The sequence below is a fragment of the Streptomyces sp. NPDC056128 genome, from assembly GCF_042263835.1.
Classification (GTDB): Bacteria; Actinomycetota; Actinomycetes; order Streptomycetales; family Streptomycetaceae; genus Streptomyces.
Genome location: NZ_JBHJVQ010000030.1, coordinates 19,677 through 43,290, shown reverse-complemented (window position 1 = coordinate 43,290; position 23,614 = coordinate 19,677). Strand labels below are relative to the sequence as shown.

The following is a 23,614-nucleotide window of genomic DNA, read 5'->3' as shown; positions in this document are numbered from 1 at the left end:
GACCTCACCCCACGGCCGCCGTACCCGGGCCGTCCGCGTCCACCGCGTCCTCCGCGCCCGGCCGCGCCAGCCACTCGGCGATGGTGCGGGCGATCGGCTGGCCCGTGTCCACCTCCACGAAGCCGAACTGCCCCGACTGGTTGCACTCCAGGAACCACCAGGTGCCGTCGCCGTCCTCGGCGAAGTCGAGGGCCCCGTAGGCGAGTCCCGCCGCGCGGAGATAGGCGCGGACCGTCTCAGCCACCCGCGGCGGCACCTCCACCGGCCGCCAGGGCTCGCCGGACTCCGCGAAGCGGACGTCCACCTCGGCCGTGTCCGGTTCCGCCAGGGCACTCTTCCGGGCCGCCAGCAACTCATCGCCCACGGCGGTCAGCCGGATGTCCGCCCGCTTGGCGACCCGGCGCTGCAGCAGCGTCGGACCGTGCGCCACGGCGGCGAAGTCGGCCTCGGGCGGCACTCGGCTGGTCGGCACCGCCAGGGGGGGATCCTGGGGGTGCGCCCCCGAGACGGGCTTGACCACCAGATCCGGATACCGGTCGGCGAATTCGCGCGCCGCCCGCGGAAAGGTCGTGATCAGCGTGGCCGGCACGGGCAGCCCGCACCGCTGGGCCAGACGCAGCTGCCAGGGCTTGTAGCGCGCCCGGTGCGCCGCGTCCGGCTGGTTCATCCAGCGCGCCCCGCTGCCGCGGAGCATGCCGTACAGCGCCTGACCGGCCTCCTCGGTCAGCCACGCGGACGGCTCGGCGGCCCGGGTGGCCGCACCGCCCGGCCTGCGCACCCAGACGGACCGCAGCCCGCCGATGCTCACCAGACGGCCGCCCGAGGACAGATGGCCCCGGAAGGCACCGTGCACGAACTCGCCGGAGAGCGCGACGGAATCGGGCAGATCCGCGGGGTCCAGACGGACCACCGGTACTCCCGACGCGTTCAGGTGCACCACCACCATGTCAGCGGTGACGTCCTCTTCACTGGTCAGGATCAACACGGTCATTCTCGGCGATCCGTGTTCAGTCGTCGAAGTGAGTCTTCGACCCCGCGGTGGAGGTCGTGGTCCCCAGCTCCCTCAGCAGCGCGTGGTCGCAGGCGGCGACCCGCCCGTCCAACAGCACGTTCAACTGCAGCCCGGAGTCGTAGACGTACGGAGTGGTGGCTTCCAACTCCACTGCGGGCCGTGCGTAGTTGAGCGCGAACGGTTGCATCGTCTCTCCCTAGTCGGTGCTGCGCCGATCAGTTGACGACCCCATTGCGCCGTCTCCTGGTCCGCCGACTTCCTTCGGCTTCCAGAGACTTATACGAATCGAACGGGTGATTGGTTTCCTTACGCTGCGTAATCACCGGGCGAGCGGGTGCCCTGTCGCCGGTCCGTGCCGCCCCGTTGGCCGCCGAGAGAGCCGCGTGCGGAACGCAGTGCGAGGAGCAGTACGCCGATGTCGTCCAGGTAGACCGGGTCGGGGACCAGGTCCGTGGGGAGCACCAGATAGAGGACGGCGCCCCAGAAGACCCAGCGCGGGCCCGTGGGGAGCCCGGCTTGTCTGAGGTCCCGTCGGGTGCGGACCAGCCGCACCAGGACGGCCACCGCCGCCGCGAGGACCAGCGCGGCGAGCAGCGCCGCCACCAAGATCACCACTGTCGTCGTGTCCACCGGTCCCCTCCTTCGGGCTGCGCGGCGCGCACCCACTCTCCCGGATGCCCGTTCGGGGCGGCGACAAGACCGGAGTGTGACGTCTCTCATCCCTGTGGCCCACCCGGAGTGGCAGCGCGCGCCGGACGTGCCTAGTAATGGCAGCACACAGCGCGAGTCGCATGTCGGGGACGCAGGGCGGCCGCACCCCCACCAGACGGAGGGACCATGACCACCGGCTCTTCATCACCCCGTTCGCCCGAATACGCCATATCCGCCCTGGACCTGCCGACCGGGGAGACGACGACGGGCACGGGCACGACGCGTCCACCCGGCGGGGCTCCCGGTGCCCGGAACTCCCCCGTCCGGGAAGCGGACGTCCGGTACGCGGACGTCTGGGAATCCGACCTCGACGACCCGCGCGACGACGGCACCGACCGCCCTGAGCCCGACTTCCCCGACTCCGACCTGCTCGACGACGACGTGCTCGACGACGACCTCCTCGACCCCGACCACCCCGGGTCCGGCCGCCACGAGTCCGGCCCCCGCGCGGCCGGCCGCCACGAACGCGACGCCGACGGCACGGAGGAGCGCGCCTACGGCGACCCCGTCGGCGACCTCGTGCGCGCCGCCGTGGCCGACCGTCCGCTGGACGAGGTCGTCGACCTGATCACCATGCTGGAGCGGTCCCCGCAGTACGCGCAGGCCACGGTCGACGCGCTCCGCGCGGTCGGCGTCAACCGGTCGGTGGAGGACGTGACCCGGCTGGTCGGCCTGCTGACCCGGCCGCCGCGCCACCCGGACAGCGCCGACGAGGCGATCCGGGCCGCCGCCGAATGCCGCTCGGTGGAGGACGTGACCCGGCTGATGGCACTGCTGCACCGCACGCCCCTGGAGCCGCACTGCGGCCGGGAGGCCGTACGGGCCGCCGCCACCGGCCGGCCTGTCGAGGAACTGGTCGATCTGATCGGCCGGCTCGCGGAGGACGGACACGAACGCCCTGAGCGGCCCGACGCACGGCAGTTGCGGGCGGCCCAGGACGCGAACGACGAGGACGACGGCCGCGAGGGCCACGGGCGGGCGCCCGCCGACCGTCCGGCACGACGGCCCCGCGTCTTCGGCGCGGCGGCCCGCCGCGGCCGGGAACGCCGCAGGCCACCGCGCCCGGTCCGCCGGGACCGCGCCCGCGGCGACGACCGCGCCGCCCGCCGGTCCTCCCGCGGCCCGGCCTGGCCCGCCTGGCTCACCGTCGCCGTCCTGGCCGGCTGCGGCGTGGCCTTCTTCCCCCTGCACCGCGCCGATGCCTCGGCCCGCGCCTACGGCGTCGCCCTCGGCCTGTCGGCGCTCTGCCTGGTGCTGGCCCTGCTGCTGACCGTGCGGCCCGCCGTGGCGCTGCTCGCCGCGGCGGTCGTGGGACCGGCGGCACTGGCCGCGGCCAAGCTCTACGGCAGCGCGACCCCGTCGTCCCCGGTCTCCCGGGCCGCGGACCTGACGCTGGCCCCCACCTGGGTCGCCGTGACGGTCGCCGTGACGGCCGCGCTCGTCGCACTCACCGCCCTGTGCGTGCGGGTGGCCTCACAGGACACCGCCCGACGGCGCGGTCCGGTCCGCCGGATCACCGCGACGAGCGCCGCGGACTGACCCCGCCCACTTTGTGGTCCGTGCCGGGGGGAGCTTCCGGCGCGGACCGGGTGCGGTGCGCAGCCCCGTCCGCGTGCGGGTTGCCTGACGGGACGCCGCCCGGCGGCGCGGGTCGGCCCGCCGGGTTGCTGCGGCGAGCGCCGCAGATTGACCTCGTCCACTTCGTGTTCCGCGCCGGGAGGAGCTTCCGGTCCGGACCGCGTGCCGTGCTCAGCCCCCTCCGCGTGCGGGTAGCGTCGCAGGACACCGCCCGGCCCGCGCGGGCCAGCCCGCCGGATCACTGGCGCGAGCGCCGCGGACTGACCCCGTCCACCTCGTGTTGCGCGCCCGGAGGAGCTTCCGGCTCCCCGCCCGCGGGTGGCCTCGCAGGACTCCTGCGCGGCGGCGGACCGGATCGTCGCGCCGGGCGTCAGGACCACGTGGCCCGTGCCCGAGGTGCCGTGTTCACACCCCCAGCATGCCCGCCGGGTGCTCGTGTTCGAGGAGGGCGGTGAGTACCCGGTCCGGGGTGAGGGGGAGTTCGCGGAAGCGGATGCCGGTGGCGTGGTGGACGGCGTTGCCGATGGCCGCGGCCGTGCCGACGATGCCGATCTCGCCGATGCCCTTGCTGCCCATGGGGTTGAGGTGGTCGTCGGCCTCGTCGACCCAGTACGCCTCCGGGGCCACGACGTCCGCGTGCGCGGGTACGTGGTAGGCGGCCAGGTCGGACTGGGTGAAGTCGCCGAACGCCGGGTCCATCGTGCTGTCCTCGGTCAGCGCCATGCCCAGGCCCATCGTCATGCCCCCGATGAACTGGGAGCGGGCCGTGCGGGCGTTGAGGACGCGCCCCGCGGCGAAGACGCCGAGCAGCCGCGTCACCCGTACCTCGCCGGAGACCGTGTCGACGGCGACCTCCGCGAAGTGCGCGCCGAACGCGTGCCGGGCGTACGCGCTCTCGGCGTCGACCGTGCCCGAGGTGTCGGCCTCGGCCACCAGGCCCTCCTCGGGCAGCGGCTCCGTGCGCCCGGCCAGCAGACCGGTCAGCCGGACACACGCCTCGTGCACCGCCGACCCCCAGGACGCGGTGCCCGAGGAACCGCCGGCCACCGAGCCGAAGCCGATGTCGCTGTCGGCGATCTCCACCCGGACCCCGTCCAGCGGGGCGCCGAGGGCGTCGGCCGCGATCTGCGCGAGCACCGTCCGGGCGCCCGTGCCGATGTCGGTGGCGTTGACCCGGACCAGGAAGTCGCCCCCGGGCAGCGCCCGCGCCGAGGCCACGCCGGGTCCCACCAGGACCGGATAGGTGGCCGAGGCCACCCCGCTGCCGATCAGCAGGGGACCGGCCGTGCGGGAACGCGGACGCGGGTCGCGCCCTTCCCAGCCGAAGCGGCGCGCGCCGTCGCGCAGACACTCCACCAGACTCCGGCTGCTGAAGGGCTTTCCGCTCTCGGGCTCGGTCTCCGGTTCGTTGCGGATCCTCAGCTCCACGGGGTCGACGCCGAGTTCGACGGCCAGCTCGTCCATGGCGGACTCGAGCGCGTACATGCCGGGACACTCGCCGGGCGCGCGCATCCACGACGGCGTGGGCACGTCCAGCGACGCCACCCGGTGGAGCGTGCGCATCGTCGGAGCGGCGTACATCACGCGCGCGGGCACCGCCGCCTGCTCGACGAACTCCTTCACCCGCGAGGTGTGCGTGGTCACCTCGTGCACCAGGGAAGTCAGCCGGCCGTCGGCGTCGGCGCCGAGCCGCAGCCGGTGCAGGGTCGGCGCGCGGTGCCCGACGACCGCGGCCAGGTAGCGGCGCGGCAGCGCGACGGTCACCGCACGGCCGGTCTCCCGCGCCGCCATCGCGGCGAGCACCACGTCGGGGCGCGGCGTGCCCTTCGACCCGAAGCCGCCGCCCACGTGCTCCGAGCGCACCGTGATCCGGTCCTCCGGCATGTCGAACATCCGCGCGAGTTCGGCGCGTACGGCGGAGGTGCCCTGGCTGGAGGAGTACACCGTCAGCCGGTCGCCGTCCCACCGCGCCGTACTGGCGTGCGGTTCCATCGGGTGGTTGTGCAGCGGCGGCACCCGGTACCCGACGTCGAGCCGGGTCGCCGAGGAGGCGAAGGCACCGTCCGGGTCGCCGAGTTCGGTGACGGCCGGGTACCCGCCGTTGGCCGTCTCGGGGACGTACGCCTCCGGGTGCGAGGCGGTGAGCGTGACGTCGTGGCCCTCCGTCTCGTACGTGACGCGGACGGCGGCGGCACCCGCACGGGCCGCCTCCAGTGTCTCGGCCACCACCAGGCCCACGAACCAGCCCCGGTGCGGCACCCGCGGGCTCTGGAGCACGGCCAGTACGGGGTCGTCGGGGTCGCCGAGGCGGGGCGCGTTCTCGTGGGTGAGCACCGCGAGCACGCCGGGCAGCGCGAGCGCGGGGGCGGTGTCGACGGCGGTCACCCGGCCCCGGGCGACCGTCGCCGGTACGGGCCAGGCCTGGGCGCGGCCCGGGGAGTCGTACTCGGCGGCGTACCGGGCGGTGCCGGTGACCTTCTCCCGCCCCTCCCGGCGCTCCGCCGGAGCGCCCAGGACGGTCTCGGTGGCGGTCATGGGGTTCTCCTAGTGGGACGCCGGGTTCAGGTCGTGGCAGGCGGGGCGAGCCGGCCCAGTACGTCGAGGGCGAGCCGGCGGGCCAGCGGCACCTTGTAGGCGTTGTCCCGCAACGGCTCGGCGGCGGCCAGCTCCAGGTCGACGGCGTGCTCGAAGGCCGCCGTCGTGGGCGCGGCGCCGGTCAGCGCGTCCTCGGCCCGCCGCGCGCGCCAGGGCCGGTGGGCCAGCGCCCCGAAGGCGATCCCGGCCCGCACCACCACCCCGTCGTCGATGTGCAGCACGGCGGCGACGGAGGCCAGCGCGAAGGCGTACGACGCCCGGTCGCGGGCCTTGCGGTACGCCGAGGGCAGACCGCCCGTGGCGGTGGGCAGGACCACGCCGGTGATCAGCTCGCCGGGGCGGATCTCCGTGTCCCGCTCCGGGTGCATGCCCGGCAGCCGGTGGAAGTCGGCGGCGGGCACGCTCCGGGTGCCCTCGGGGCCGGTCAGCTCCACGCGCGCGTCGAGGGCGGCCAGCGCCACCGCCATGTCCGACGGGTTGGTGGCGATGCACTGGTCGGAGTGGCCCAGCACCGCGTGGTCGCGGTGCACCCCCTCCAGGGCGCCGCACCCGGTGCCGGGCTCCCTCTTGTTGCAGGGCTTGGAGGGGTCCTGGAAATACGGGCAGCGGGTGCGCTGGAGCAGGTTGCCACCTGTGGTGGCGGCGTTGCGCAACTGCCCCGAGGCGCCCGCCAGCAGCGCCTGGGACAGCGCGGGGTAGCGGTCGCGGACGACGGGGTGGGCGGCGAGGTCGCTGTTGCGGACCGTCGCGCCGACCCGCAGCGCGCCGTCGGGCAGCTCCTCCACCGTGTCCAGCGGCAGCCGGGTGACGTCGACGAGGGCGGTGGGCGTCTCCACACCGAGCTTCATCAGGTCCACGAGGTTGGTGCCGCCGCCGAGGTAGCGGGCGCCGGGGTGGGCCGCGAACGCGTCGGTGGCCTCGTCGACGCTGTCGGCGCGTACGTAGGCGAAGGGCTTCACGGGATCACGTCCTCGACCGCGTCGGCGATCCGCGGATACGCCCCGCAGCGGCACAGGTTGCCGCTCATCCGCTCCCGGATCTCCTCCCGGCCCAGCGCGACGGGCTCCCCGGAGGGCGTCGCCGGGTCGGTGACGTGGGACGGGTGCCCGGCCGCGGCCTCGGCGAGCACGCCGACCGCCGAGCAGATCTGGCCCGGGGTGCAGTACCCGCACTGGTAGGCGTCGCGGTCCAGGAAGGCCCGCTGCATCGGGTGCAGCTCCTCGCCGTCCCCCGCGAGGCCCTCGATGGTGGTGATCTCGCAGCCGTCCAGGGCGACCGCGAGGAGCAGGCAGCCGTTCATGCGCCGTCCGTCCACCAGGACCGTGCAGGCGCCGCACTGCCCGTGGTCGCAGCCCTTCTTGGCGCCCGTGAGCCCCAGATCCTCCCGCAGGAGGTCCAGCAGGACGCGGCGGTGGTCGACGATGAGGGTGTGCGGTTTCCCGTTGACCCGGAGCGTGGTCTGCGAGCGGGCGGACTCCGGGGGGCGGGAGGCGGGGGCGCTCTCGTGCTGGCTGTCCATGGCGTCGATGACCTTCCGGGACGGGCCCTGCTGCTGTGGCCGTCCGCGTATCCACCTGACGCCGGATGACACGTGAGGGTGCCCTCAGTCGGTGGTCCCGCCCGGTGGGCGGGACGTCTCCGGGCTCTCCGTCCCGGGCGGTGTGTCCGGTCCCGTCTCCGGCCGCGATTGCGGCCGTGGGGGACGGGCGGCGCCCCTGAACCGCTCCAGCGTGCGGGTCAGTCCCCGCAGCGGGGACGCCGGAGAGGCCTCGGCGGGCGGCGGCGCGGCCGGAACCGCCCCGGCGGACTCCCGGTACCCGGCCAGCGCCTCGGCCGCGCGTTCGGCCGCCTCCCGGTACAGGTCCCGGGACTGCGTCATGGCCTCCAGCGCCTCGGCGTACATGGCCACCAGCCTGCGCTCGCGCTCCAGCTCCTCCTGGAGGGTCAGCAGCCGCCACTCCTCCCGCAGCGAGGCGAGGTCCGCCACCGCGTCGTCGGGCAGCGGCCTGTCCAGGGCGTCGAAGGACGTCACCGCCTTGATCAGCCCGGTCGGCTCGGAACCGTCCAGGAAGACCGTGCGGACGGAGAACGCGTCGGCGTCGTAGTCGGCCGGTGCCGGGGTGCCGGGCAGCACCACGGCGCCGCCGCGCGGCACCTGGACGCCGAAGTCCTCCAGCGCCCAGTTCACGACCCGCAGCTGCTGCGGCGCGGCGCGGTGCTCGACCACCCGGTGCCGCAGCCCTGGCGGCAGCCGCCGGGCCAGCGGCACCCGGCCGCGGTGGTCGGTGGTCATCGCCTCGTGCACCACGACGTGGATGTTCCAGGGGCTGCGCCCGGACTCCTTGATCAGCCGCCGTACGGCCTTGTCGTCGTCCGGCAGCGCGTTGATGCCCCGCAGCCGCAGTCCCGTGGCGGCGTCCCGGTCCCACGTGACGTCCGGATCGTCGGGCCAGAACATGGTGGCGGGGGAGGGCCACTCGGGGTCCCAGGCCTCCTCCGCCTCGGCCAGCAGCGTCCACTCCTGACCCCCCGCCGAGCCGGGCTCCAGGATCAGCCTGGCCCGTACGGTCACGGCCTCGGGAACCTTCCAGCGCGCCTCGAAGACACGGCGGCCGGGCAGCCCGTCGGCCGGCGTCTCGTCGGGAGGCTCCAGGAAGTCGTCGAGGACGAGATCCTTCTTCAGCCGCTCCAGCGTGTGCCGGACGGTGTCCTCGGCGGCGGAGCCGACGTGGCGGCCACGGGCGGCCCACAGCGTGGGCGGAGTCGTGGGGCGGGCGCTGGGAGAGGGTGGCATGGGTCCATCGGGCAGCAGGGACACGGACGTAGGCAAGTATCGACGCCGCAGGTCGGCGGAGAGTATCCGGGGGTCCGCCGACCGGGCGGGCCGCGGCGTGGTGCGGGGTGCGGCCGGTGCGGCGGGGGTGGGTGGTGGGCGAGGGTGGGCAGGAGTACCGCGACCGACCGTACGGCACGACAAGGAGCGACCCGATGAACCTCGACCTCGGCGGACGAACCGCACTGGTGACCGGATCCTCGCAGGGCATCGGCGCCGCGATCGCCGCCGGCCTGGCCCGGGCCGGGGCCACCGTGGGCGTCAACGGGCGCGACGCGGGCCGCTTGGAGGAGGGCGTCGCGAAATTGCGGGCCGAGGTGCCGGACGGCGTGTTCGTGCCGGTCGTGGCCGACCTCGGCACCGAGGAGGGCGCCGCGCTGGCCATGGAGGCGATGCCCGACGTCGACATCCTGGTGAACAACCTCGGTGTCTTCGGTGCCGTGCCCGCGCTGGAGATCAGCGACGACGAGTGGCGGCGCTACTTCGAGATCAACGTCCTCGCGGGCGTCAGGCTGACGCGGGCCCACCTCCCCCGGATGAGGGAACGGGGCTGGGGCCGGGTGCTGTACATCGCGAGTGACTCGGCCGTCGTCGTCCCCGCCGAGATGATCCACTACGGCGTCTCCAAGACGGCCCTGCTCGGGGTCGGCCGCGGCTTCGCCAAGGAGGCCGCGGGCAGCGGCGTCACGGTGAACTGCGTCATCGCGGGCCCCACCCACACCGAGGGCGTCGAGGACTTCGTCTACCAACTGGTCGACCGGGAACTGCCCTGGGACGAGGCGCAGCGCGTCTTCATGCGCGAGCACCGCCCGCAGTCCCTGCTCCAGCGGCTGATCGAACCGGAGGAGATCGCCAACCTCGTGGTGTACCTCAGCTCCCCGCTGGCCTCCGCCACCACGGGCGCCGCCGTCCGCGTCGACGGCGGCTACGTCGACTCGATCCTTCCCTAGGGAGCCGCGCCGACTCACTGTCCCGGAGCCGCCTGTCGATGGTCCGTGTCGTCCCAGGCCCTGGTGTCGCGCGGCTCCACGTAGGGCTCCTCCTCGGGCGGGTGGCCGCCGTCGATGACCCGCTGCCGGGCCAGTTCGGCGTCGAACTCCAGGCCCAGCAGGATGGCCAGGTTCGTCACCCACAGCCAGACCAGGAAGACGATGACACCGGCCAGGGTGCCGTACGTCTTGTTGTACGAACCGAAGTTGGCCACGTAGAAGGCGAACCCGGCGGAGGCGGCCAGCCAGATCAGCAGCGCGACCACGCTGCCGAGGGAGACCCACTTGAAGCCCTTGACCCGGGCGTTCGGCGTGGCCCAGTACAGAATCGCGATCATGAAGGTGACGAGCAGGACCAGCACCGGCCACTTGGCGAGGGACCACACCGTCAGCGCGGTGTCGCCGATGCCGAGCGCGGTGCCCACCTGCTGGGCCAGACCGCCGGTGAACACGACGATGAGCGCGCTGACCACGGCCAGCACCAGCAGCACCACGGTCAGGGCCACCCGCAGCGGCAGCACCTTCCACATCGGGCGCCCCTCGGGCACGTCGTAGACCGCGTTCGCCGCGCGGATGAAGGCGGCCACGTAGCCGGACGCCGACCAGACGGCGCCCACCAGTCCGGCCACCGCCAGCACGGAGCCGAGCCCCGCCCTGGCCTGCAACTGCTCCACCGCGTCGGTGACGATGTCCCGCACCGAACCGGGCGTCAGCTGCTGGATGTTCTCCAGGACCTCCTGGGTGGCGGAGGGCCCGGCGACGCCGAGCAGCGAGACCAGCACCAGCAGGGCCGGGAACATGGAGAGCACGCCGTAGTAGGTCAAGGCCGCGGCGCGGTCCGTGAGTTCGTCCTCCTGGAACTCGGCGACCACCCGCCGCAGCAGCGCGGTCCAGGAGCGCCCCGGCAGTTCGGTCGGGGAGTCGGGGGCGGCGCGCTCGGTGGAGGCGTCCGGACCGTAGTCCTCGGGCGCCGCCTCGTCCGGCGTCTCGTCCGCTCGGTCGTCCTTGGGGTGCTTACGGCTGTGGGGAAGGTGCAGTCGGGCCATGGGGGTTCGGGTTGCCCGTCCCGGCCGGGGCACGCCCCTCGGGTGCGGACCGACGCGCGCCGGGTGTGCGGCGGGCACCCGGGACGGCGGCGGTTCACCCGTGGCCGGCACGGCTCCGACGTCCCCACAATGGGCCCCGCGGGCAGGTCCGCCCACCATCCGCATCGGGGCGGGCCTGCCCGCGCCAAACCCTCGCCGGCACGCACCGACCGGCCCCCGTCGGGGCCGAAATACCGCAGTATGCCGGAGCGCGCGCACGTTCCCCTGGAAAATGCCAAAGCGCTCACCAGATGCGTGCACTTTCCGTAGTCTCTGCGTCACGTTCGCGGTACAGCCGTGCAGGGGGAGGGGATCCGGCGTGCCCGGAATCGACGAGAGTCTGCTGGAAGCCATGCGACTGCCCGGCGCGCGGGGCGCGTCGCTGGTCGACTGGATCAGCGGGCTCGCCCTGGGCGCCGTCGGCGAGGCACCGGGCGGCGACTGGGAGGCGACGGCGGCCGAGACCGCCGAACTGGCCCGGCACGTCGCCGAGAGCGGCTCCCTGGCGGCCGGCGGGACCGGTCCCGCCGTCGACCCGGGGAAGGCGCCCCCGGTGGAGGACCTGATCGCCACCACCGCCGACGCCTACCACCTGCTCCGGTTCGTCAGCACCCCCTTCGACAGCACCGTCTTCCTCCACCTCTGGCTGGGCCGCGACGACGGAAACCTCGCCCTGGCCCGCATCCGGCTGTCGGAGATGGCGGACCGCCTGGTGCTCGGATGACCAGAGTGACCACCACCTGGGCCACGCAGGAGACGACGTCGGCCGCCCTCGGCGCGCTCGCCGCCGAGGGGGCGACCGGCGCGCTCTCGGGCGAGCGGGGCATCGTCTACCTCTCGGCCGGCCGGGTCGTGCACGTCGAGTCGGCCTTCACCCCGGACCTCGGCGCGCTGCTCACCCGCAGTGGCGCCGTCCCCTCCGACGGCTGGTGGGACGCGGTCGACCGGGGCGGAGCCCAACACCGGGTGGGACACCGGCTCGTGGACAGCGGACGGCTCTCGGCCGGCGCGCTGGAGGTCTGCCACCTGGGCGCGCTGTTCGACGCCGCGTACTTCGTCCTCGCCCACGACACGCGCGCCCACCGCTTCCGGCCCGGCGCGGTGCACTGGCTCGGCGCGGTCCGCTCCGTGCCGGTCGACGCGGTCGTCCGCGAGTCCGGACGCCGGCGCGCCCTGCTGGACCGCATCTGGCCGGACCCCGCCATCGACACCGTCCCGCTGACCCGGGTGCCGGGCGCCGGGCGGGCCGGCCTGCCGGTGCGGCGCGGCCGGACCCTGACGCAGGTCGACGGCGTGCGCACCGCCGCGCAGATCGCCTCGTCGCTCGCCTGCCGCACGTACCACACCCTCGTCGAACTGCGCCGCCTGGCCGCCGACGGCCTCGTCGCCGCCGCCCCGCCGCCCGCCGCCCCGCCCCTCGCACCGGGACCCGACCCCGGCGGCACCGTGTGGGACGACCCGGACACCGCCCTGCTGCGACGGCTCCGACACGCCCTGGAGGCCCTGTGATCCGCGCGCGCCGTCAGCGTGCCGAAAGGAGACTGCTCATGGCCGTCGAGAGCGACGTCCTGGACGAACTGCACCGACTGCGCAACCGCGTGCCCCAGCTGACCGGGTCACTCGCGGCCACCGTGGACGGACTGGTCCTCGCCCACGACGCGCCCGGCACCGAACCCGAGGGCCTCGCCGCGCTCACCGCCGCCGCCCTCGGCGTCGCGCACCGCATGGCCGAGGCCACCTCGCGCGGCGGCTTCCGCGAACTGCTGCTGCGCGGGGCCGACGGCTATGTCGCCACCTACGCGGCCGGTCCCGCCGCCGTGCTCACCCTGCTCGCCGACGGCCGGGTCAACGTGGGCCGGCTGCACCTGGAGGGCCGGCGCAGCGGCGCCCGCATCGGGGAGCTGGTCGCCGCCCACATCGGCCATGACCGCGGCCGCGCCCCCGCCGCCGCGGAACCCGCCCCGACGCCCGCCGCGGACACCGCCCGGCCCATCGGCACCCTGCCGGTGCGCACCCCGCAGCGCCCCGCACACCGACCGACCCCCCAGGCCGGCGGCCACCGCCGGCCGACCTGACCACCGATCGCGTACCGATCACGTCCGGAAAGGAACCACCATGGCCAACCTGGAGACCTCGCTCAAGGAATGCCTCAGCTCCATCGACGGAGCGTCCGCCGCCGCGCTGGTCGACTACACCAGCGGCATGGCGCTCGGCACGCTGGGCGGGACCAAGGAGTTCAACCTGGAGGTCGCCGCCGCAGGCAACACCGACGTCGTACGGGCCAAACTGCGCACCATGGAACACCTCGGCCTGAAGGAGGAGATCGAGGACATCCTGATCACCCTGAACACGCAGTACCACATGATCCGTCTGATCAGGGGGCGCGGCGGCAACGGGCTGTTCCTGTACCTGGTGCTGGACGCGAGCCGCGCGAACCTCGCGATGGCCCGCCACCAACTGCGCCGGATCGAGAACGAGCTGGAGGTCTGACGGCCGCGGGCCCGGCGGGAGACTCCCCGCCGGGCCCGGCCACCGGACCTGAGCGGCCCGGGTACGACGGTCAGGCGCCGCTCTCGCGGAGCATGTCCTCGCGCTCGACGAGCTTCACGCGCTCCCGCCCGAACGGCACACCCAGCGCCTTCTCCGCGGCGTCGAGGCGGTACCAGCCGTCCCAGGTGGTGAAGCGGACGTTCCGCTCGGCCAGGAAGGCGTCCACGGCCTCCGGAGCGGGCGAGACGGGCGTCTGGAGACGGCCGTTCCTGTAGTCGTCCAGCAGGTTGGACACCGTCTCGTTGGCGTCGCCCTTGGTGTGGCCGATGAGGCCGACCGGGCCGCGCCGGATCCAGCCGGTGACGTACGTCGACTGCAGGTGCTCGCCGGACTCCTGGACGACCCGGCCGCCCTGGTCCGGGACCGTGCCCGAGTCGATGTCCCAGGGCAGCTTGGGCAGCTGGTCGGACAGGTAGCCCACCGCCCGGTAGACCGCCTGGACGTCCCAGTCCTTGAACTCGCCGGTGCCCTTGACGTTGCCGGTACCGTCCAGCGCGGTGCGCTCGGTGCGCAGGCCGACCACCTTGCCGTCCTCGCCGAGGATCTCGGAGGGCGACTCGAAGAAGTGCAGGAACAGCTTGTGCGGCCGGTCGCCGACGTCGCGGATCGCCCAGTTCTCCAGGGTCTTGGCGACCATGTCGGCCTGCTTGTTGCCGCGCCGGGTCGCGATCGAGCCGTCGTCGTAGTCGATGTCCTCGGGGTCGACGATGACCTCGATGTTGGGGGAGTGGTCCAGCTCCCGCAGCTCCATCGGGCTGAACTTCGCCTGCGCCGGGCCGCGGCGGCCGAAGACGTGGACCTCCAGCGCCTTGTTGGCCTTGAGGCCCTCGTACACGTTCGACGGGATCTCGGTCGGCAGCAGCTCGTCCGCGGTCTTCGCGAGGACGCGCGCGATGTCCAGGGCCACGTTGCCGACACCGAGGACGGCGACCTTCTCGGCCTCCAGCGGCCAGGTGCGCGGGTAGTCGGGGTGGCCGTCGTACCAGGCGACGAAGTCGGCGGCGCCGTAGGAGCCGTCGAGGTCGTGGCCGGGGACCGGCAGGTCACGGTCGGCCGTGGCGCCCGTGGCGAAGATCACACCGTCGTAGAAGGCGCGCAGATCGTCCAGGCTGACGTCGGTCGGGTAGTTCACGTTGCCGAAGAGACGGATCTGCGGCTTGTCGAGCACCTGGTGCAGGGCGGTGATGATGCCCTTGATCCGCGGGTGGTCGGGCGCGACGCCGTAGCGGATGAGTCCGAACGGGGCGGGCATGCGCTCGAAGATGTCGATGGAAACGCCGGGGTCGGCGGCCACCTCGGACTTGAGCAGGGCGTCGGCCGCGTAGATGCCGGCGGGGCCGGATCCGACGATGGCTACCCGCAGAGGGCGGGGCATGTTCAGGTTCCCTTCGAGCGGTAACAGATCGACTCTCGGGGAAGCCTAAGCTAAGGCAAGCCTAAGTCGGTACGCGGGTCCGGTCTATGAGGCCATAAGAGCAGCTTATGGGATCTCATGGCCGGGCTTTGCGGTCGGGTTTGAACCCCTCGTCACGGGTGACGCATGCGTGGGGCGCGGGGTGATCGCGCCCCGTGCCGCCTCACGAGGGGAGCCCGCGTGCAGCGTCCGGACGACAGCTCCGATCCGAACCGGTGGCGAGCCCTCTGGGTCACGCTGGTCGCCGGTTTCATGACGCTCCTGGACGTGACGATCGTCGCCGTCGCCCTGCCGTCCATGCAACAGGGGCTGCACGCGTCGGCGGCGGCTGTGCAATGGGTCGTCTCCGGCTACGCGCTCGCCTTCGCCCTGACCCTGGTCACGGCCGGCCGGATCGGCGACGCGTTCGGCAGGCGCCGCGTCTTCCTGGCCGCCCTCGCCGCCTTCGTGCTCTTCAGTGCCGCCGCCGGAGCCGCGCCGGGCATCGGGCTGCTGGTGCTCGCCCGGATCTTCCAGGGGATCGCCGCGGGCAGTCTCGCACCGCAGAACTCGGCGCTGATCCAGCAGCTCTTCCGGGGCGCGGAACGCGGACGCGCCTTCGGACTCTTCGGCGCCACCGTCGGCGTCTCCAGCGCCGTGGGACCGATCGTCGGCGGGGTGATCCTGGCCCTGGCCGGCCCCGAGGGCTGGCGGTGGATCTTCTACGTGAACGTGCCGGTCGGCGTGGTCGCGCTGGTGCTCGGCTTCCGCCTGCTGCCCCGGGTGGCTCCGGGCGGCCCCGGACGGCTGGACCCGGTGGGCGTGGCGCTCCTCGGTACCGGGATCCTCGCCCTGATGCTGCCGCTGGTCCTCGCCGAGTCGGGCGGCCTGACCAGGGCGTGGTGGCTGTTCCCGGCGGGAGCCGCCGTCCTGGTCGCCTTCGCGCGGTGGGAGCGCCGGATCGCCCGTCGCGGCGGGCAGCCGCTGCTGGAACCTGGCCTGCTCACCGAGACCCGCGGCTACGCCACCGGCGCGGGCCTGGCCGCCCTGTACTTCGTCGGGTTCAGCGGAGTGTGGCTGGTGTTCGCGCTCTTCTTCCAGAACGGCCTGGGCTACTCGCCCCTGATGTCCGGCCTGGCGGTCACCCCGTTCGCCGTGGGATCGGCCGCCGCCGCGGCCGTGGCGGGCCGGCTGGTCGAGCGGCTGGGCAGGCTGCTGACGGTCTGGGGACTCGTCGCCGTCATGACGGGCCTGGGCACCACCGCCCTGCTCCTCTGGCTCGCGCCCCCGGACCGGGCCGCCTGGTTCGCGGTGCCGGCCCTGTTGCTCGGCGGTCTCGGCAGCGGCTGTGTGATCTCGCCGAACATCACGATGACGCTGCGCGACGTCCCCGTGCGGATGGCCGGTGCCGCGGGAGGCGCCCTCCAGACGGGGCAGCGGCTCGGCGGAGCCGTGGGCACCGCCGCGCTTCCCGGCCTGTTCTACCTGACGCTCAACGCCACCCACGAGGACTACCAGGAGGCGGTGGCCCTGTCGGTGGGGTGCGGCGTCGCCGCGATGCTGTGCGCGCTGACCGTCGCCGTCCGCGACTGGCGCCGGGACCGCCCGGGCGACGAGCGGGGCTGCCCGCCCGAGACGTCCCACAGCCACACCCACGCCGGCCAGGGCTGACCGGACCGCCCCTCGGGCGGACGCGGTCAGCGCCGCTTGCTGCCGAACCTCCGCAGCATCTGCTGGGCCTGCGCGCGGCGGCGCGGGTCCGCGGCCGCGCGGCGCACCTGCTCGGTCGCCCTGCGCCCCTGCGGGCTGCGCGCGAACCGCTTGATCCGGTCCAGAATTCCGGCCATGACGTTCCTCCGAGTCGACGACGGTCCTGCTCTGTCCGTCCTCTACCCCGGGGACCCGCGAACACCCCTGCCGCCGCCGGGCACGTTTGGCGCCGCCCCAGTGGGCACCCGCAGGGCAGACCATCGCACACGAACGCCGAGAGGTGAGGCACTGTGGCCGGCAACCAGAAGTCCAAGGCCAAGATGGAGCAGGCCAAGGGAAAGGCCAAGGAAGCGGTCGGCCGGGCCGTCGGCAACGAGAAGATGACGGCCGAAGGCCGCGCCGAGCAGTCCAAGGGCGACGCCCGGCAGGCCAAGGAGAAGGGCAAGGACGCCTTCCGGCACTGACACCGGGGCGCATCCCCTGCGGCGCGGGCCGCGGAGTCCGGCATACGGCCGGTTCCGCGGCCCGCGTCGTGCTTAGGGCCTGTCTGACCATTCCCGTCTGCCTCGCGACGCCATGCACGCACTCTCGCCGCACCGGGCGCAGAGCCAAGTACGTCCAGTACGAGGCTCTACGCCCGGCACGGCGAGAGCACGCACCTGACGCCGCGAGGCCGCCCTCCGGGCGACGACGGGAATGGTCAGACAGGCCCTAGCCGCCCCGCCCGGGACGGGCCGGCCTGCCTCAGCCGATGTGGTAGCTGTCCCCGTACACCTTCCAGTCCAGCGGCGGGTCGAGGTCCAGGTTGCCCTCGTCGAGGAAGACGCGCTGTGCCGTGTCGACCCGGCTGGTGTCGCTGTGCGCCTCCTCCTGCTTCATCGCCCACACCCGCTCGTCGAGGAAGGCGTGCAGGTAGGTGACCTCGTCGCTGCCCTGGGCCGGCGGCCGGGCCCGGCCCAGGGCGCGCTCGCGGATGCTGCCGAAGCTCAGCCGGTCACCGCCGCCGCCGTGCATGACGATCGCGTCGTAGTACGCGAACTGACCCAGCGTGCGCAGCCTGTCCGCCTTGCCCTGGCGCACGGCCGGGCCGAAGTAGACGCGGTCGCGCTCGTCGTCCTGCGCGCGGCGGAACTCGGGATCGCCCGCCGCCCGGCGCCAGTCGTCGGGGTAACCGGGGTCCAGACCCTCGTGCGAGTCGGAGCCGTCGACCCGGCGCAGCGCCGGCAGATAGCGGGCGAGCACATTGCCGGGGCTGCGGTCGCTGTACAGCTCCACCAGGTCGAGCATGTCGCCGGTGCCGGAGCAGAAGCCGATGATGCCCGCGGTGTAGCCGCGGCCGTCGCCGATGTCCTCGATGTACTGGTACTGCGCCTTCCAGTCGAGCGAGGAGTTCTCCGCGCTCGACACGAGCTGCATGGCGATCTCCTTCTTCGCCGGGTCGTCGAGCCCCGCCGCGCGCACGGACGCCGCCGTGGCCCGCGAGGGGGTGAGCAGGGGGACGGTCGCCACGGACGCGCATGCCATGGCGAGCACGGTACGGCGCGAGAGGCCCGCGCGGGGCGCGGGGTCGCTGAAGGGGTGCCTCACGGCGTGCTGGGCACCCGTCAGGCACGGAATTGGTACGGACCGAGGGCGGCGGCGCCCGCCACGGTCACGGCATCGGCTGCTCCGCCCAGATGACCTTGCCGGCCGGCGTGTAGCGGGTGCCCCAGCGCTCGGCGAGCTGCGCGACCAGGAACAGTCCGCGCCCGCCCTCGTCCGTCATGGCCGCGTAGCGCAGGTGGGGCGAGGTGCTGCTGCTGTCGAACACCTCGCAGACCAGACTGCGGTCGCGCAGCATCCGGACATGGACGGTCTCACCGCCGTACCGGATCGCGTTGGTGACCAGCTCGCTCAGGATCAGCTCCGTGGCGAACGCCAGGTCGTCGAGCCCCCACTCGGCGAGCCGCCGGGTGACCTGGGAGCGCACCTCGCCGACGGCCGCCGGGTCGGACGGCACCTGCCACTCGGCGACGTGGTCGGGTCCGAGGGTGCGGGTGCGGGCAACGAGCAGGGCGATGTCATCGCCCGGCCGGTCCGGGAGCCGGGCGTCCAGGACGGTCCGGCAGGTCTCCTCGGGCGTCTCGCCGGCCGTCTCCAGCGCCTGGCGCAGGTGCTCCAGACCGACGTCGATGTCGTGCTCCCGGTCCTCCACCAGACCGTCGGTGTACAGCACCAGACGGCTGCCCTCCGCCAGCCGCAGCTCGGTCGTCTCGAACGGCAGGCCGCCCAGCCCCAGCGGGGGACCGGCGGGCACCTCGGGGAACTCCACGCCGCCGTCGGGCCGGATCAGCGCGGGTGGCGGGTGACCCGCCCGGGCCATCACACAGGTCCCGGCGACCGGGTCGTAGATCGCGTAGAGGCAGGTCGCGCCGGTGACCGGGGCGGTGCTGTCGTCGGTCTGCTCGTCCTGGTCGATGCGGCCGACCAGCTCGTCCAGCAGGCCGAGCAGTTCGTCGGGCGGCAGGTCGAGGGCGCTGAAGTTGTGCACCGCCGTCCGCAGCCGGCCCATGGTCGCCGCGGCGTGCAGCCCGTGCCCGACGACGTCGCCGACCACCAGCGCGACCCGGGCGCCCGAGAGGGGCAGCACGTCGAACCAGTCGCCGCCCACCCCGGCCTGCGCGGGCAGGTACCGGTAGGCGACGTCCAGGGCGTTCTGCTCCGGCATCCGGCGGGGCAGCAGACTGCGCTGGAGGGTCACCGCCATGCTGTGCTCGCGCGTGTAGCGCCGGGCGTTGTCGATGGAGACCGCGGCCCGCGCGACCAGTTCCTCGGCGAGGGCCAGTTCGTCCTCGTCGAACGGCTCGGGCGTCTCGGACCGCCAGAAACTGACCACCCCGAGCACCAGCGTGCCCGCGCGCAGCGGCACCGTGATCAGCGAGTGGATGCCGTACTCCAGGACCTGCGCGCTGCGTTCGAGGTCCTGCGCCTGCCAGCCGGGCGCCACGTCGAGGCTGGGCTCCAGTACCGGCGTGCCGGTGTTCAGGGTCCGGCCCTGCGGGGAGGAGTCCACGTAGCGCAGTTGCCGGCCCACCGGGTACAGCGGGACCTCCTCGGGTACGCCGCTGAGCGCGGTGCGGCGCAGTGTCGTGACGCCCTCCGGCTGGCCGCCCGCCAGCACCGCCTCGAACAGGTCCACGCTGACGTGGTCCGCGAACCGGGGCACGGCCAGCTCCGCCAGCTCCTCGGCGGTGCGCGTGACGTCCAGGCTGGTGCCGATGCCCACGCCCGCGTCGTACAGCATGTCCAGGCGCTCCCGCGCGATCTCGGCGCGGCCGGACAGGGCCCGCAGCTCCGTGGAGTCGCGGAGGGTGGCGACGCTGCCCGCCGGGCCGCCCCGGACGTCCGTGGGCCGCTGGTTGACCGCCAGCAGCCGGTCCTTGACCCGGTGCACCTCGTCGGTCGCGACCCGTCCGGAGGCCAGCAGCTCCGCGGTGTCGGCCGGCAGCCCGAGGTCGAGGACGTGCCGTCCCTCGGCGTCGGCGGGCAGGTTGAGCAGGCGCTCGGCCTCGTCGTTGGCGAGCAGCAGCCTGCCCTTCGGGCCGACGATGAGCACGCCTTCGCGGACGCTGTGCAGGACCGCGTCGTGGTGTTCGTACATCCGGGTCATCTCGCGCGGTCCCAGACCGTGCGTCTGGCGCAGGAGCCGCCGGCTGACGAGCGCCGTGCCCGCCGTCGCCACGGCCAGGCCGACCGCCGCCACGATCAGCACCAGCGGCAGCTGCCGTTCGGCGGCGCCGCCGACGTTCTCCGTGGTGATGCCGGCCGAGACCAGGCCGACGACCGTGCCGTCGGGCGCCTTGACCGGCACGATCGCCTGGACCAGCGGACCGATGGTCCCCTCGATCTCCTCGGTCACCGTCTTCCCGGCCAGCGCGGGGGCGGTGTTCCCCACGAACTCCCTGCCGATGCGGTCGGGCTTGGGATGGGTGTAGCGGATGCCGTCGGTGTCGGTGACGACCACGAAGTCCACACCGGTCGCCTTGCGGGTCGCCTCGGCCCGGGGCTGGAGCACCGCCGTGGGGTCGGGGGCGCGCAGCGCCGCGAGGATGCCGGGGGAGTTGGCGAACGTCTCGGCCACCGCGACGGACCGGTTGCGGGCCTCGACGGAGGTGTCGTGCCGTACCTGGAGCACCAGCGCCGCCGCCGCGGCCACCACCAGCAGCAGCACGATGACCACGTTCATGACGAAGACCTGGGCGGCCACGCTGCGTCCGGACAGCGCCCGGCGCAGTGCCGAGTGACGCCGCCCCGCGTCCGTCCCCCGCCGTGTCGGGTCCGCGTCCCTCCGGTGTCGGGCGAGCGGGCCGCTGGGACGACGGGGTGACCGTTCTCCCGATCGACCCCTCAGTCGGACCATGTGCCCATGTCTACACTGCCGGGCTCCGTGAGGCGAGGGGCACCCCCGGTGCCGACGGGGTCCGCCGGACGGGGGGCCGTGGGTGGGGTCATCGGGGGCTCCCGGGGCGGGGACGGCGGGTGGCGAGCAGCAGGGCGATGTCGTCGGCGCGGTCCGTCGCGTGGCGGGAGGTCACGATGAGCCGGTCCGCGACGCCGGCCAGCGCACGCCTGCCGGGCCGCGCGGCGGGCGCTCCCGCCCTGGCCAGGGCGAGCCGCAGGGCGGTGATGCCGTCGTCGATGTCGCTGCCGGGCCGCTCCACCAGCCCGTCCGTGTAGAGGGCGAGGACGGCACCCGGCTCGACGCGGAACTCGGTCAGCGGATAGGGCGCCCCGGGGTCCACGCCGAGCACCACCCCACCGGGCAGGTCCAGGGCCTCGGTGCGCCCGTCCGGGTGGCGCAGGAGCGGCGGCGGGTGGCCCGCGCGGGAGGCGAGGGCCCGTCCGGTGGCGGGGTCGAGCCGGATGTAGCAGCAGCTCGCGAACAGGCCCGGGTCCAGGTCGGCCAGCAGGTGGTTGACGCCGCTCATCACCTCGTCGGGCGGCCGGTCGCCGAGGGCGAAGGCGCGCACGGCGCTGCGCAGTTGCCCCATCGTGGCCGCGGCCTGCACGCCGTGCCCCTGCACATCGCCGATGACCAGGGCCATGCAGTCCCCGGAGGCGACGACGTCGTACCAGTCGCCGCCCACCTCCATGCCCTGGGTGCCCGGCAGATAGCGTCCGGCGGTCTCCAGCAGGGGATGGGCGGGCAGCCGGCGGGGCAGCAGCACTCCCTGGAGGCCCCGGGCCAGCGCGGTCTCGGACTCGTAGCGCCGGGCCTTCTCCATGGCGTGGGCGATCAGCCCGGCGAGCGCGGTGAGCACCGTGCGTTCCTCGGTGCTGAACCCGCGCGCGCGGTCGAAGCCGAGGATGCAGGAGCCGACCGGGCGTCCGGAGGCGATCAGCGGCAGGAAGGCGCGGGCACCCTCCGTGGCGTCCAGCGGGATGCCCGGGTACGCGGCGGCCAGGTCCTGCATGGAGTCGAAGAAGAGGGGCCGGCCGCTGGTCAGCGTTTCGACGCCGGGCAGCCGGGCGTCCAGCGCGACGCCCTCGAAGGGCGCGAGGAAGCCCGGCGGGAAACCCGTCTCCCAGGCCAGGTAGAGGTGGCGGTCCTGGAGCAGGTAGATGGCGAGCCGGCGGCCACCGAAGGCGGACAGCAGCTCCCGCACGACCACGGCCGACACCTGGCGTGCGGTGACCGCCTCGGTCAGCGCGACGGCCAGCACGATCGGGCGGTACTCGGCCGCCGTCGAGGCGATCGGCGGGGCGGGGTCGCCGGCCTCGGGCTCCGTCTCCGGCACCCCGTGCTCGGGGGTGAGGCCGGCCGACGCGTCGGCCACCCGGTTGGCGGGCCGGAGCGTGCCCGCCAGGAGGTCCGGGCCGGGGTAGACGGAGACGGCCAGCCAGTCGCCCTCGAAGGGCTGCGGGGCGCTGCGGCGGCTGCCGTCGGGCGGGCGCCGGACATGGAAGCGGACCGGGTCGGGGGAGAGCAGCGCACCGCGCAGATGGTCCTCGTAGGCGGCCTGGTCCAGCCAGGGAACCGCCTCCCACAGCGAGCGGCCGAGCAGCCCCGCGCGGGGCCGGCCCAGCAGCTGGGCGGCGCGCGGGTTGGCGTAGACGACCGTGCCCAGCCGGTCCACGCAGAACACGCCCTCCGGCAGCAGGTCGGCGGCGGCGTCGGCCACGGTGCCGGCGAAGGGATCGCGGACCGCTCCCCGTACGGTCACGCCGTCGGCCCGGGCCGCCTGCGGCCGCCACAGCTCGACCAGGCGCAGCGCCCCGTCAGCCGCGCGCACGTACAGGGGCAGCCGCGGCGGCCGGCCGGCGGCGGTCTCCCGCAGGGCCGCGGCGAGCCGGTGCCCGTCGTCGGGGGCCAGGACGGCGGTGAGCGACCCGAGCGCGGCGGTGGGTCCGGCGGCGCCCGCCGGCATGCCGAGCAGGACGCACAGCGGTTCGTCGAGGGTGACGGCGCCGGTGACCGGATCCCAGGCGAAGCTTCCGGCGTGCTGCGGGTGCCGTCCGGCGGGGGGCGGCCGGACGCACAGCGGTTCGCCCTCCCAGAGGACCGGCGGCGCGTCGCTGTCCTCGTCCAGCCGCTCCAGGGCCGCGCCCAGGTCCTGCGCCAGCCCCGCCATCCGGTCGGCGCCCTCCAGCACCTCGGCGGCGTCCGAGGCGGCGGGGCGCAGGACGGTCAAGACCCCGTACGTCCGCCGCGCCCCGGCGACGGGCACATACAGCGACCCGAACGGGAACGGCAGGCCGGCCGCGAACTGCGGGTAGCGGCGCATGGTCTCCGCGGCGTTGGGCAGCACGACGCGGACACCCAGCCGGTAGGCGTCGGCGACCGGGAACGGGCTGTCGGCGTGCAGGCGCCACCAGGGCCGGAACAACCGCCCGGGCAGTCCGGCGAGCACAGCGAGCCGCAACAGACCGGGCGTGCCGGAGTCCAGGTAGATCCCGCCCACCCGGCCGCCGGCCGCGTCGGTCGCCCGGACGCAGGCGTCGATCAGCAGCGCCGTCAGCCGTCCGGGCGTCCGGTCCGCTTCCTCGGCGCCTGCACTCATCGGCCCCACCTCGTCCGTGCGCCGCCGCGCGGGGCGACACAGCAAGAATGCGCCACCGCACCCGGGTCGCGCACGTGGTCGGTCCGCACGGGTGACCGTCCGGGCGTTGACCCCGCGG

At 74.3% G+C, this 23,614-nt stretch carries 21 protein-coding genes; 8 read left to right on the top strand and 13 right to left on the bottom strand.

Features of this window, described 5'->3' with window-relative positions; translation table 11 throughout:
- Positions 1-4: 4 nt before the first annotated feature.
- From tgmB to ACFC1X_RS33720, 3 genes are all read right to left on the bottom strand, one after another.
- Positions 5-991, bottom strand: a complete 987-nt coding sequence (tgmB, locus tag ACFC1X_RS33730; RefSeq protein WP_376361315.1) for an ATP-grasp ribosomal peptide maturase — start codon at positions 989-991, stop codon at positions 5-7.
- Positions 992-1,007: 16 nt separating this feature from the next.
- Positions 1,008-1,199, bottom strand: coding sequence for a putative ATP-grasp-modified RiPP (gene tgmA / locus ACFC1X_RS33725; RefSeq protein ID WP_003978169.1), 192 nt, complete (start codon positions 1,197-1,199; stop codon positions 1,008-1,010).
- 119 nt (positions 1,200-1,318) lie between these two features.
- A complete protein-coding gene (locus ACFC1X_RS33720) occupies positions 1,319-1,642 on the bottom strand; it encodes a YkvA family protein (protein ID WP_376361311.1) in 324 nt (107 codons plus the stop codon).
- Positions 1,643-1,849: 207 nt separating this feature from the next.
- Here ACFC1X_RS33720 and ACFC1X_RS33715 point away from each other — a divergent pair, with 207 nt between their 5' ends.
- The gene (locus tag ACFC1X_RS33715) at positions 1,850-3,262 is read left to right on the top strand and encodes a hypothetical protein (RefSeq protein ID WP_376361308.1); all 1,413 of its coding nucleotides are present in this window, start codon (positions 1,850-1,852) and stop codon (positions 3,260-3,262) included.
- A 444-nt stretch (positions 3,263-3,706) separates the two neighbouring features.
- Here ACFC1X_RS33715 and ACFC1X_RS33710 read toward each other — a convergent pair whose 3' ends face one another.
- The 4 genes from ACFC1X_RS33710 to ACFC1X_RS33695 form a co-directional block, all read right to left on the bottom strand.
- Positions 3,707-5,836 carry a xanthine dehydrogenase family protein molybdopterin-binding subunit gene (locus ACFC1X_RS33710; protein WP_376361305.1) on the bottom strand — a complete coding sequence of 710 codons (2,130 nt, stop codon included), beginning with the start codon at positions 5,834-5,836 and terminating at the stop codon, positions 3,707-3,709.
- 26 nt (positions 5,837-5,862) lie between these two features.
- The gene (locus ACFC1X_RS33705) at positions 5,863-6,855 is read right to left on the bottom strand and encodes an FAD binding domain-containing protein (RefSeq protein ID WP_376361302.1); all 993 of its coding nucleotides are present in this window, start codon (positions 6,853-6,855) and stop codon (positions 5,863-5,865) included.
- Complete coding sequence (locus ACFC1X_RS33700; RefSeq protein ID WP_376361299.1) at positions 6,852-7,415, bottom strand: 2Fe-2S iron-sulfur cluster-binding protein; 564 nt, start codon at positions 7,413-7,415, stop codon at positions 6,852-6,854. The genes ACFC1X_RS33705 and ACFC1X_RS33700 overlap by 4 nt, the downstream gene beginning before the upstream one ends.
- A gap of 84 nt (positions 7,416-7,499) precedes the next feature.
- The gene (locus tag ACFC1X_RS33695; RefSeq protein WP_376361296.1) at positions 7,500-8,690 is read right to left on the bottom strand and encodes a hypothetical protein; all 1,191 of its coding nucleotides are present in this window, start codon (positions 8,688-8,690) and stop codon (positions 7,500-7,502) included.
- Positions 8,691-8,884: 194 nt separating this feature from the next.
- On the opposite strand from ACFC1X_RS33695, the gene ACFC1X_RS33690 reads away from it, so the two are divergent.
- Positions 8,885-9,679, top strand: coding sequence for an SDR family NAD(P)-dependent oxidoreductase (locus ACFC1X_RS33690; RefSeq protein ID WP_125495754.1), 795 nt, complete (start codon positions 8,885-8,887; stop codon positions 9,677-9,679).
- Between the two features lie 14 nt (positions 9,680-9,693).
- Here ACFC1X_RS33690 and ACFC1X_RS33685 read toward each other — a convergent pair whose 3' ends face one another.
- Complete coding sequence (locus ACFC1X_RS33685) at positions 9,694-10,764, bottom strand: YihY/virulence factor BrkB family protein (RefSeq protein WP_376361293.1); 1,071 nt, start codon at positions 10,762-10,764, stop codon at positions 9,694-9,696.
- Positions 10,765-11,122: 358 nt separating this feature from the next.
- Between ACFC1X_RS33685 and ACFC1X_RS33680 the strand changes: the two genes are divergently transcribed.
- Genes ACFC1X_RS33680 through ACFC1X_RS33665 form a run of 4 tightly spaced genes read left to right on the top strand, consistent with a single transcriptional unit; the run spans position 11,123 to position 13,293 of the window.
- Positions 11,123-11,527, top strand: a complete 405-nt coding sequence (locus ACFC1X_RS33680; RefSeq protein ID WP_376361290.1) for a hypothetical protein — start codon at positions 11,123-11,125, stop codon at positions 11,525-11,527.
- On the top strand, positions 11,524-12,312 hold the full coding sequence (locus ACFC1X_RS33675) for a hypothetical protein (protein ID WP_376361287.1): 789 nt from the start codon (positions 11,524-11,526) through the stop codon (positions 12,310-12,312). The genes ACFC1X_RS33680 and ACFC1X_RS33675 overlap by 4 nt, the downstream gene beginning before the upstream one ends.
- A 38-nt stretch (positions 12,313-12,350) precedes the next feature.
- Positions 12,351-12,878 (top strand): roadblock/LC7 domain-containing protein, encoded by a 528-nt coding sequence (locus tag ACFC1X_RS33670; protein WP_365641462.1) that lies wholly within the window; start codon positions 12,351-12,353, stop codon positions 12,876-12,878.
- A 40-nt stretch (positions 12,879-12,918) separates the two neighbouring features.
- Entirely contained in the window at positions 12,919-13,293 is a 375-nt protein-coding gene (locus ACFC1X_RS33665) for a hypothetical protein (RefSeq protein ID WP_376361283.1), read from the top strand.
- Positions 13,294-13,363: 70 nt separating this feature from the next.
- Here ACFC1X_RS33665 and ACFC1X_RS33660 read toward each other — a convergent pair whose 3' ends face one another.
- Positions 13,364-14,728: an FAD-dependent oxidoreductase gene (locus ACFC1X_RS33660; RefSeq protein WP_376361278.1), complete on the bottom strand. Its 1,365-nt coding sequence runs from the start codon at positions 14,726-14,728 to the stop codon at positions 13,364-13,366.
- 219 nt (positions 14,729-14,947) lie between these two features.
- Here ACFC1X_RS33660 and ACFC1X_RS33655 point away from each other — a divergent pair, with 219 nt between their 5' ends.
- Positions 14,948-16,417: an MFS transporter gene (locus ACFC1X_RS33655; protein WP_376361275.1), complete on the top strand. Its 1,470-nt coding sequence runs from the start codon at positions 14,948-14,950 to the stop codon at positions 16,415-16,417.
- A 26-nt stretch (positions 16,418-16,443) separates the two neighbouring features.
- Here the strand turns inward: ACFC1X_RS33655 and ACFC1X_RS33650 are convergent, their stop codons facing one another.
- Positions 16,444-16,593: a hypothetical protein gene (locus ACFC1X_RS33650; protein ID WP_185832574.1), complete on the bottom strand. Its 150-nt coding sequence runs from the start codon at positions 16,591-16,593 to the stop codon at positions 16,444-16,446.
- A 153-nt stretch (positions 16,594-16,746) separates the two neighbouring features.
- Between ACFC1X_RS33650 and ACFC1X_RS33645 the strand changes: the two genes are divergently transcribed.
- A complete protein-coding gene (locus ACFC1X_RS33645; protein WP_376361271.1) occupies positions 16,747-16,920 on the top strand; it encodes a CsbD family protein in 174 nt (57 codons plus the stop codon).
- 280 nt (positions 16,921-17,200) lie between these two features.
- Here ACFC1X_RS33645 and ACFC1X_RS33640 read toward each other — a convergent pair whose 3' ends face one another.
- From ACFC1X_RS33640 to ACFC1X_RS33630, 3 genes are all read right to left on the bottom strand, one after another.
- A complete protein-coding gene (locus tag ACFC1X_RS33640; RefSeq protein WP_376361268.1) occupies positions 17,201-18,043 on the bottom strand; it encodes a chitosanase in 843 nt (280 codons plus the stop codon).
- Between the two features lie 64 nt (positions 18,044-18,107).
- Positions 18,108-20,855 carry a SpoIIE family protein phosphatase gene (locus tag ACFC1X_RS33635; protein ID WP_376361265.1) on the bottom strand — a complete coding sequence of 916 codons (2,748 nt, stop codon included), beginning with the start codon at positions 20,853-20,855 and terminating at the stop codon, positions 18,108-18,110.
- 88 nt (positions 20,856-20,943) lie between these two features.
- Positions 20,944-23,496, bottom strand: a complete 2,553-nt coding sequence (locus tag ACFC1X_RS33630; protein WP_376361262.1) for a SpoIIE family protein phosphatase — start codon at positions 23,494-23,496, stop codon at positions 20,944-20,946.
- Positions 23,497-23,614: the final 118 nt, after the last annotated feature.

Bases quoted from the DNA above. Each gene is read 5' to 3' on its own strand.
- tgmB (WP_376361315.1), bottom strand. From the start codon at position 991: ATGACCGTGTTGATCCTGACCAGTGAAGAGGACGTCACCGCTGACATG.
- tgmA (WP_003978169.1), bottom strand. From the start codon at position 1,199: ATGCAACCGTTCGCGCTCAACTACGCACGGCCCGCAGTGGAGTTGGAA.
- ACFC1X_RS33715 (WP_376361308.1), top strand. From the start codon at position 1,850: ATGACCACCGGCTCTTCATCACCCCGTTCGCCCGAATACGCCATATCC.
- ACFC1X_RS33710 (WP_376361305.1), bottom strand. From the start codon at position 5,836: ATGACCGCCACCGAGACCGTCCTGGGCGCTCCGGCGGAGCGCCGGGAG.
- ACFC1X_RS33700 (WP_376361299.1), bottom strand. From the start codon at position 7,415: ATGGACAGCCAGCACGAGAGCGCCCCCGCCTCCCGCCCCCCGGAGTCC.
- ACFC1X_RS33695 (WP_376361296.1), bottom strand. From the start codon at position 8,690: ATGCCACCCTCTCCCAGCGCCCGCCCCACGACTCCGCCCACGCTGTGG.
- ACFC1X_RS33690 (WP_125495754.1), top strand. From the start codon at position 8,885: ATGAACCTCGACCTCGGCGGACGAACCGCACTGGTGACCGGATCCTCG.
- ACFC1X_RS33685 (WP_376361293.1), bottom strand. From the start codon at position 10,764: ATGGCCCGACTGCACCTTCCCCACAGCCGTAAGCACCCCAAGGACGAC.
- ACFC1X_RS33675 (WP_376361287.1), top strand. From the start codon at position 11,524: ATGACCAGAGTGACCACCACCTGGGCCACGCAGGAGACGACGTCGGCC.
- ACFC1X_RS33670 (WP_365641462.1), top strand. From the start codon at position 12,351: ATGGCCGTCGAGAGCGACGTCCTGGACGAACTGCACCGACTGCGCAAC.
- ACFC1X_RS33665 (WP_376361283.1), top strand. From the start codon at position 12,919: ATGGCCAACCTGGAGACCTCGCTCAAGGAATGCCTCAGCTCCATCGAC.
- ACFC1X_RS33660 (WP_376361278.1), bottom strand. From the start codon at position 14,728: ATGCCCCGCCCTCTGCGGGTAGCCATCGTCGGATCCGGCCCCGCCGGC.
- ACFC1X_RS33650 (WP_185832574.1), bottom strand. From the start codon at position 16,593: ATGGCCGGAATTCTGGACCGGATCAAGCGGTTCGCGCGCAGCCCGCAG.
- ACFC1X_RS33635 (WP_376361265.1), bottom strand. From the start codon at position 20,855: ATGGTCCGACTGAGGGGTCGATCGGGAGAACGGTCACCCCGTCGTCCC.
- ACFC1X_RS33630 (WP_376361262.1), bottom strand. From the start codon at position 23,496: ATGAGTGCAGGCGCCGAGGAAGCGGACCGGACGCCCGGACGGCTGACG.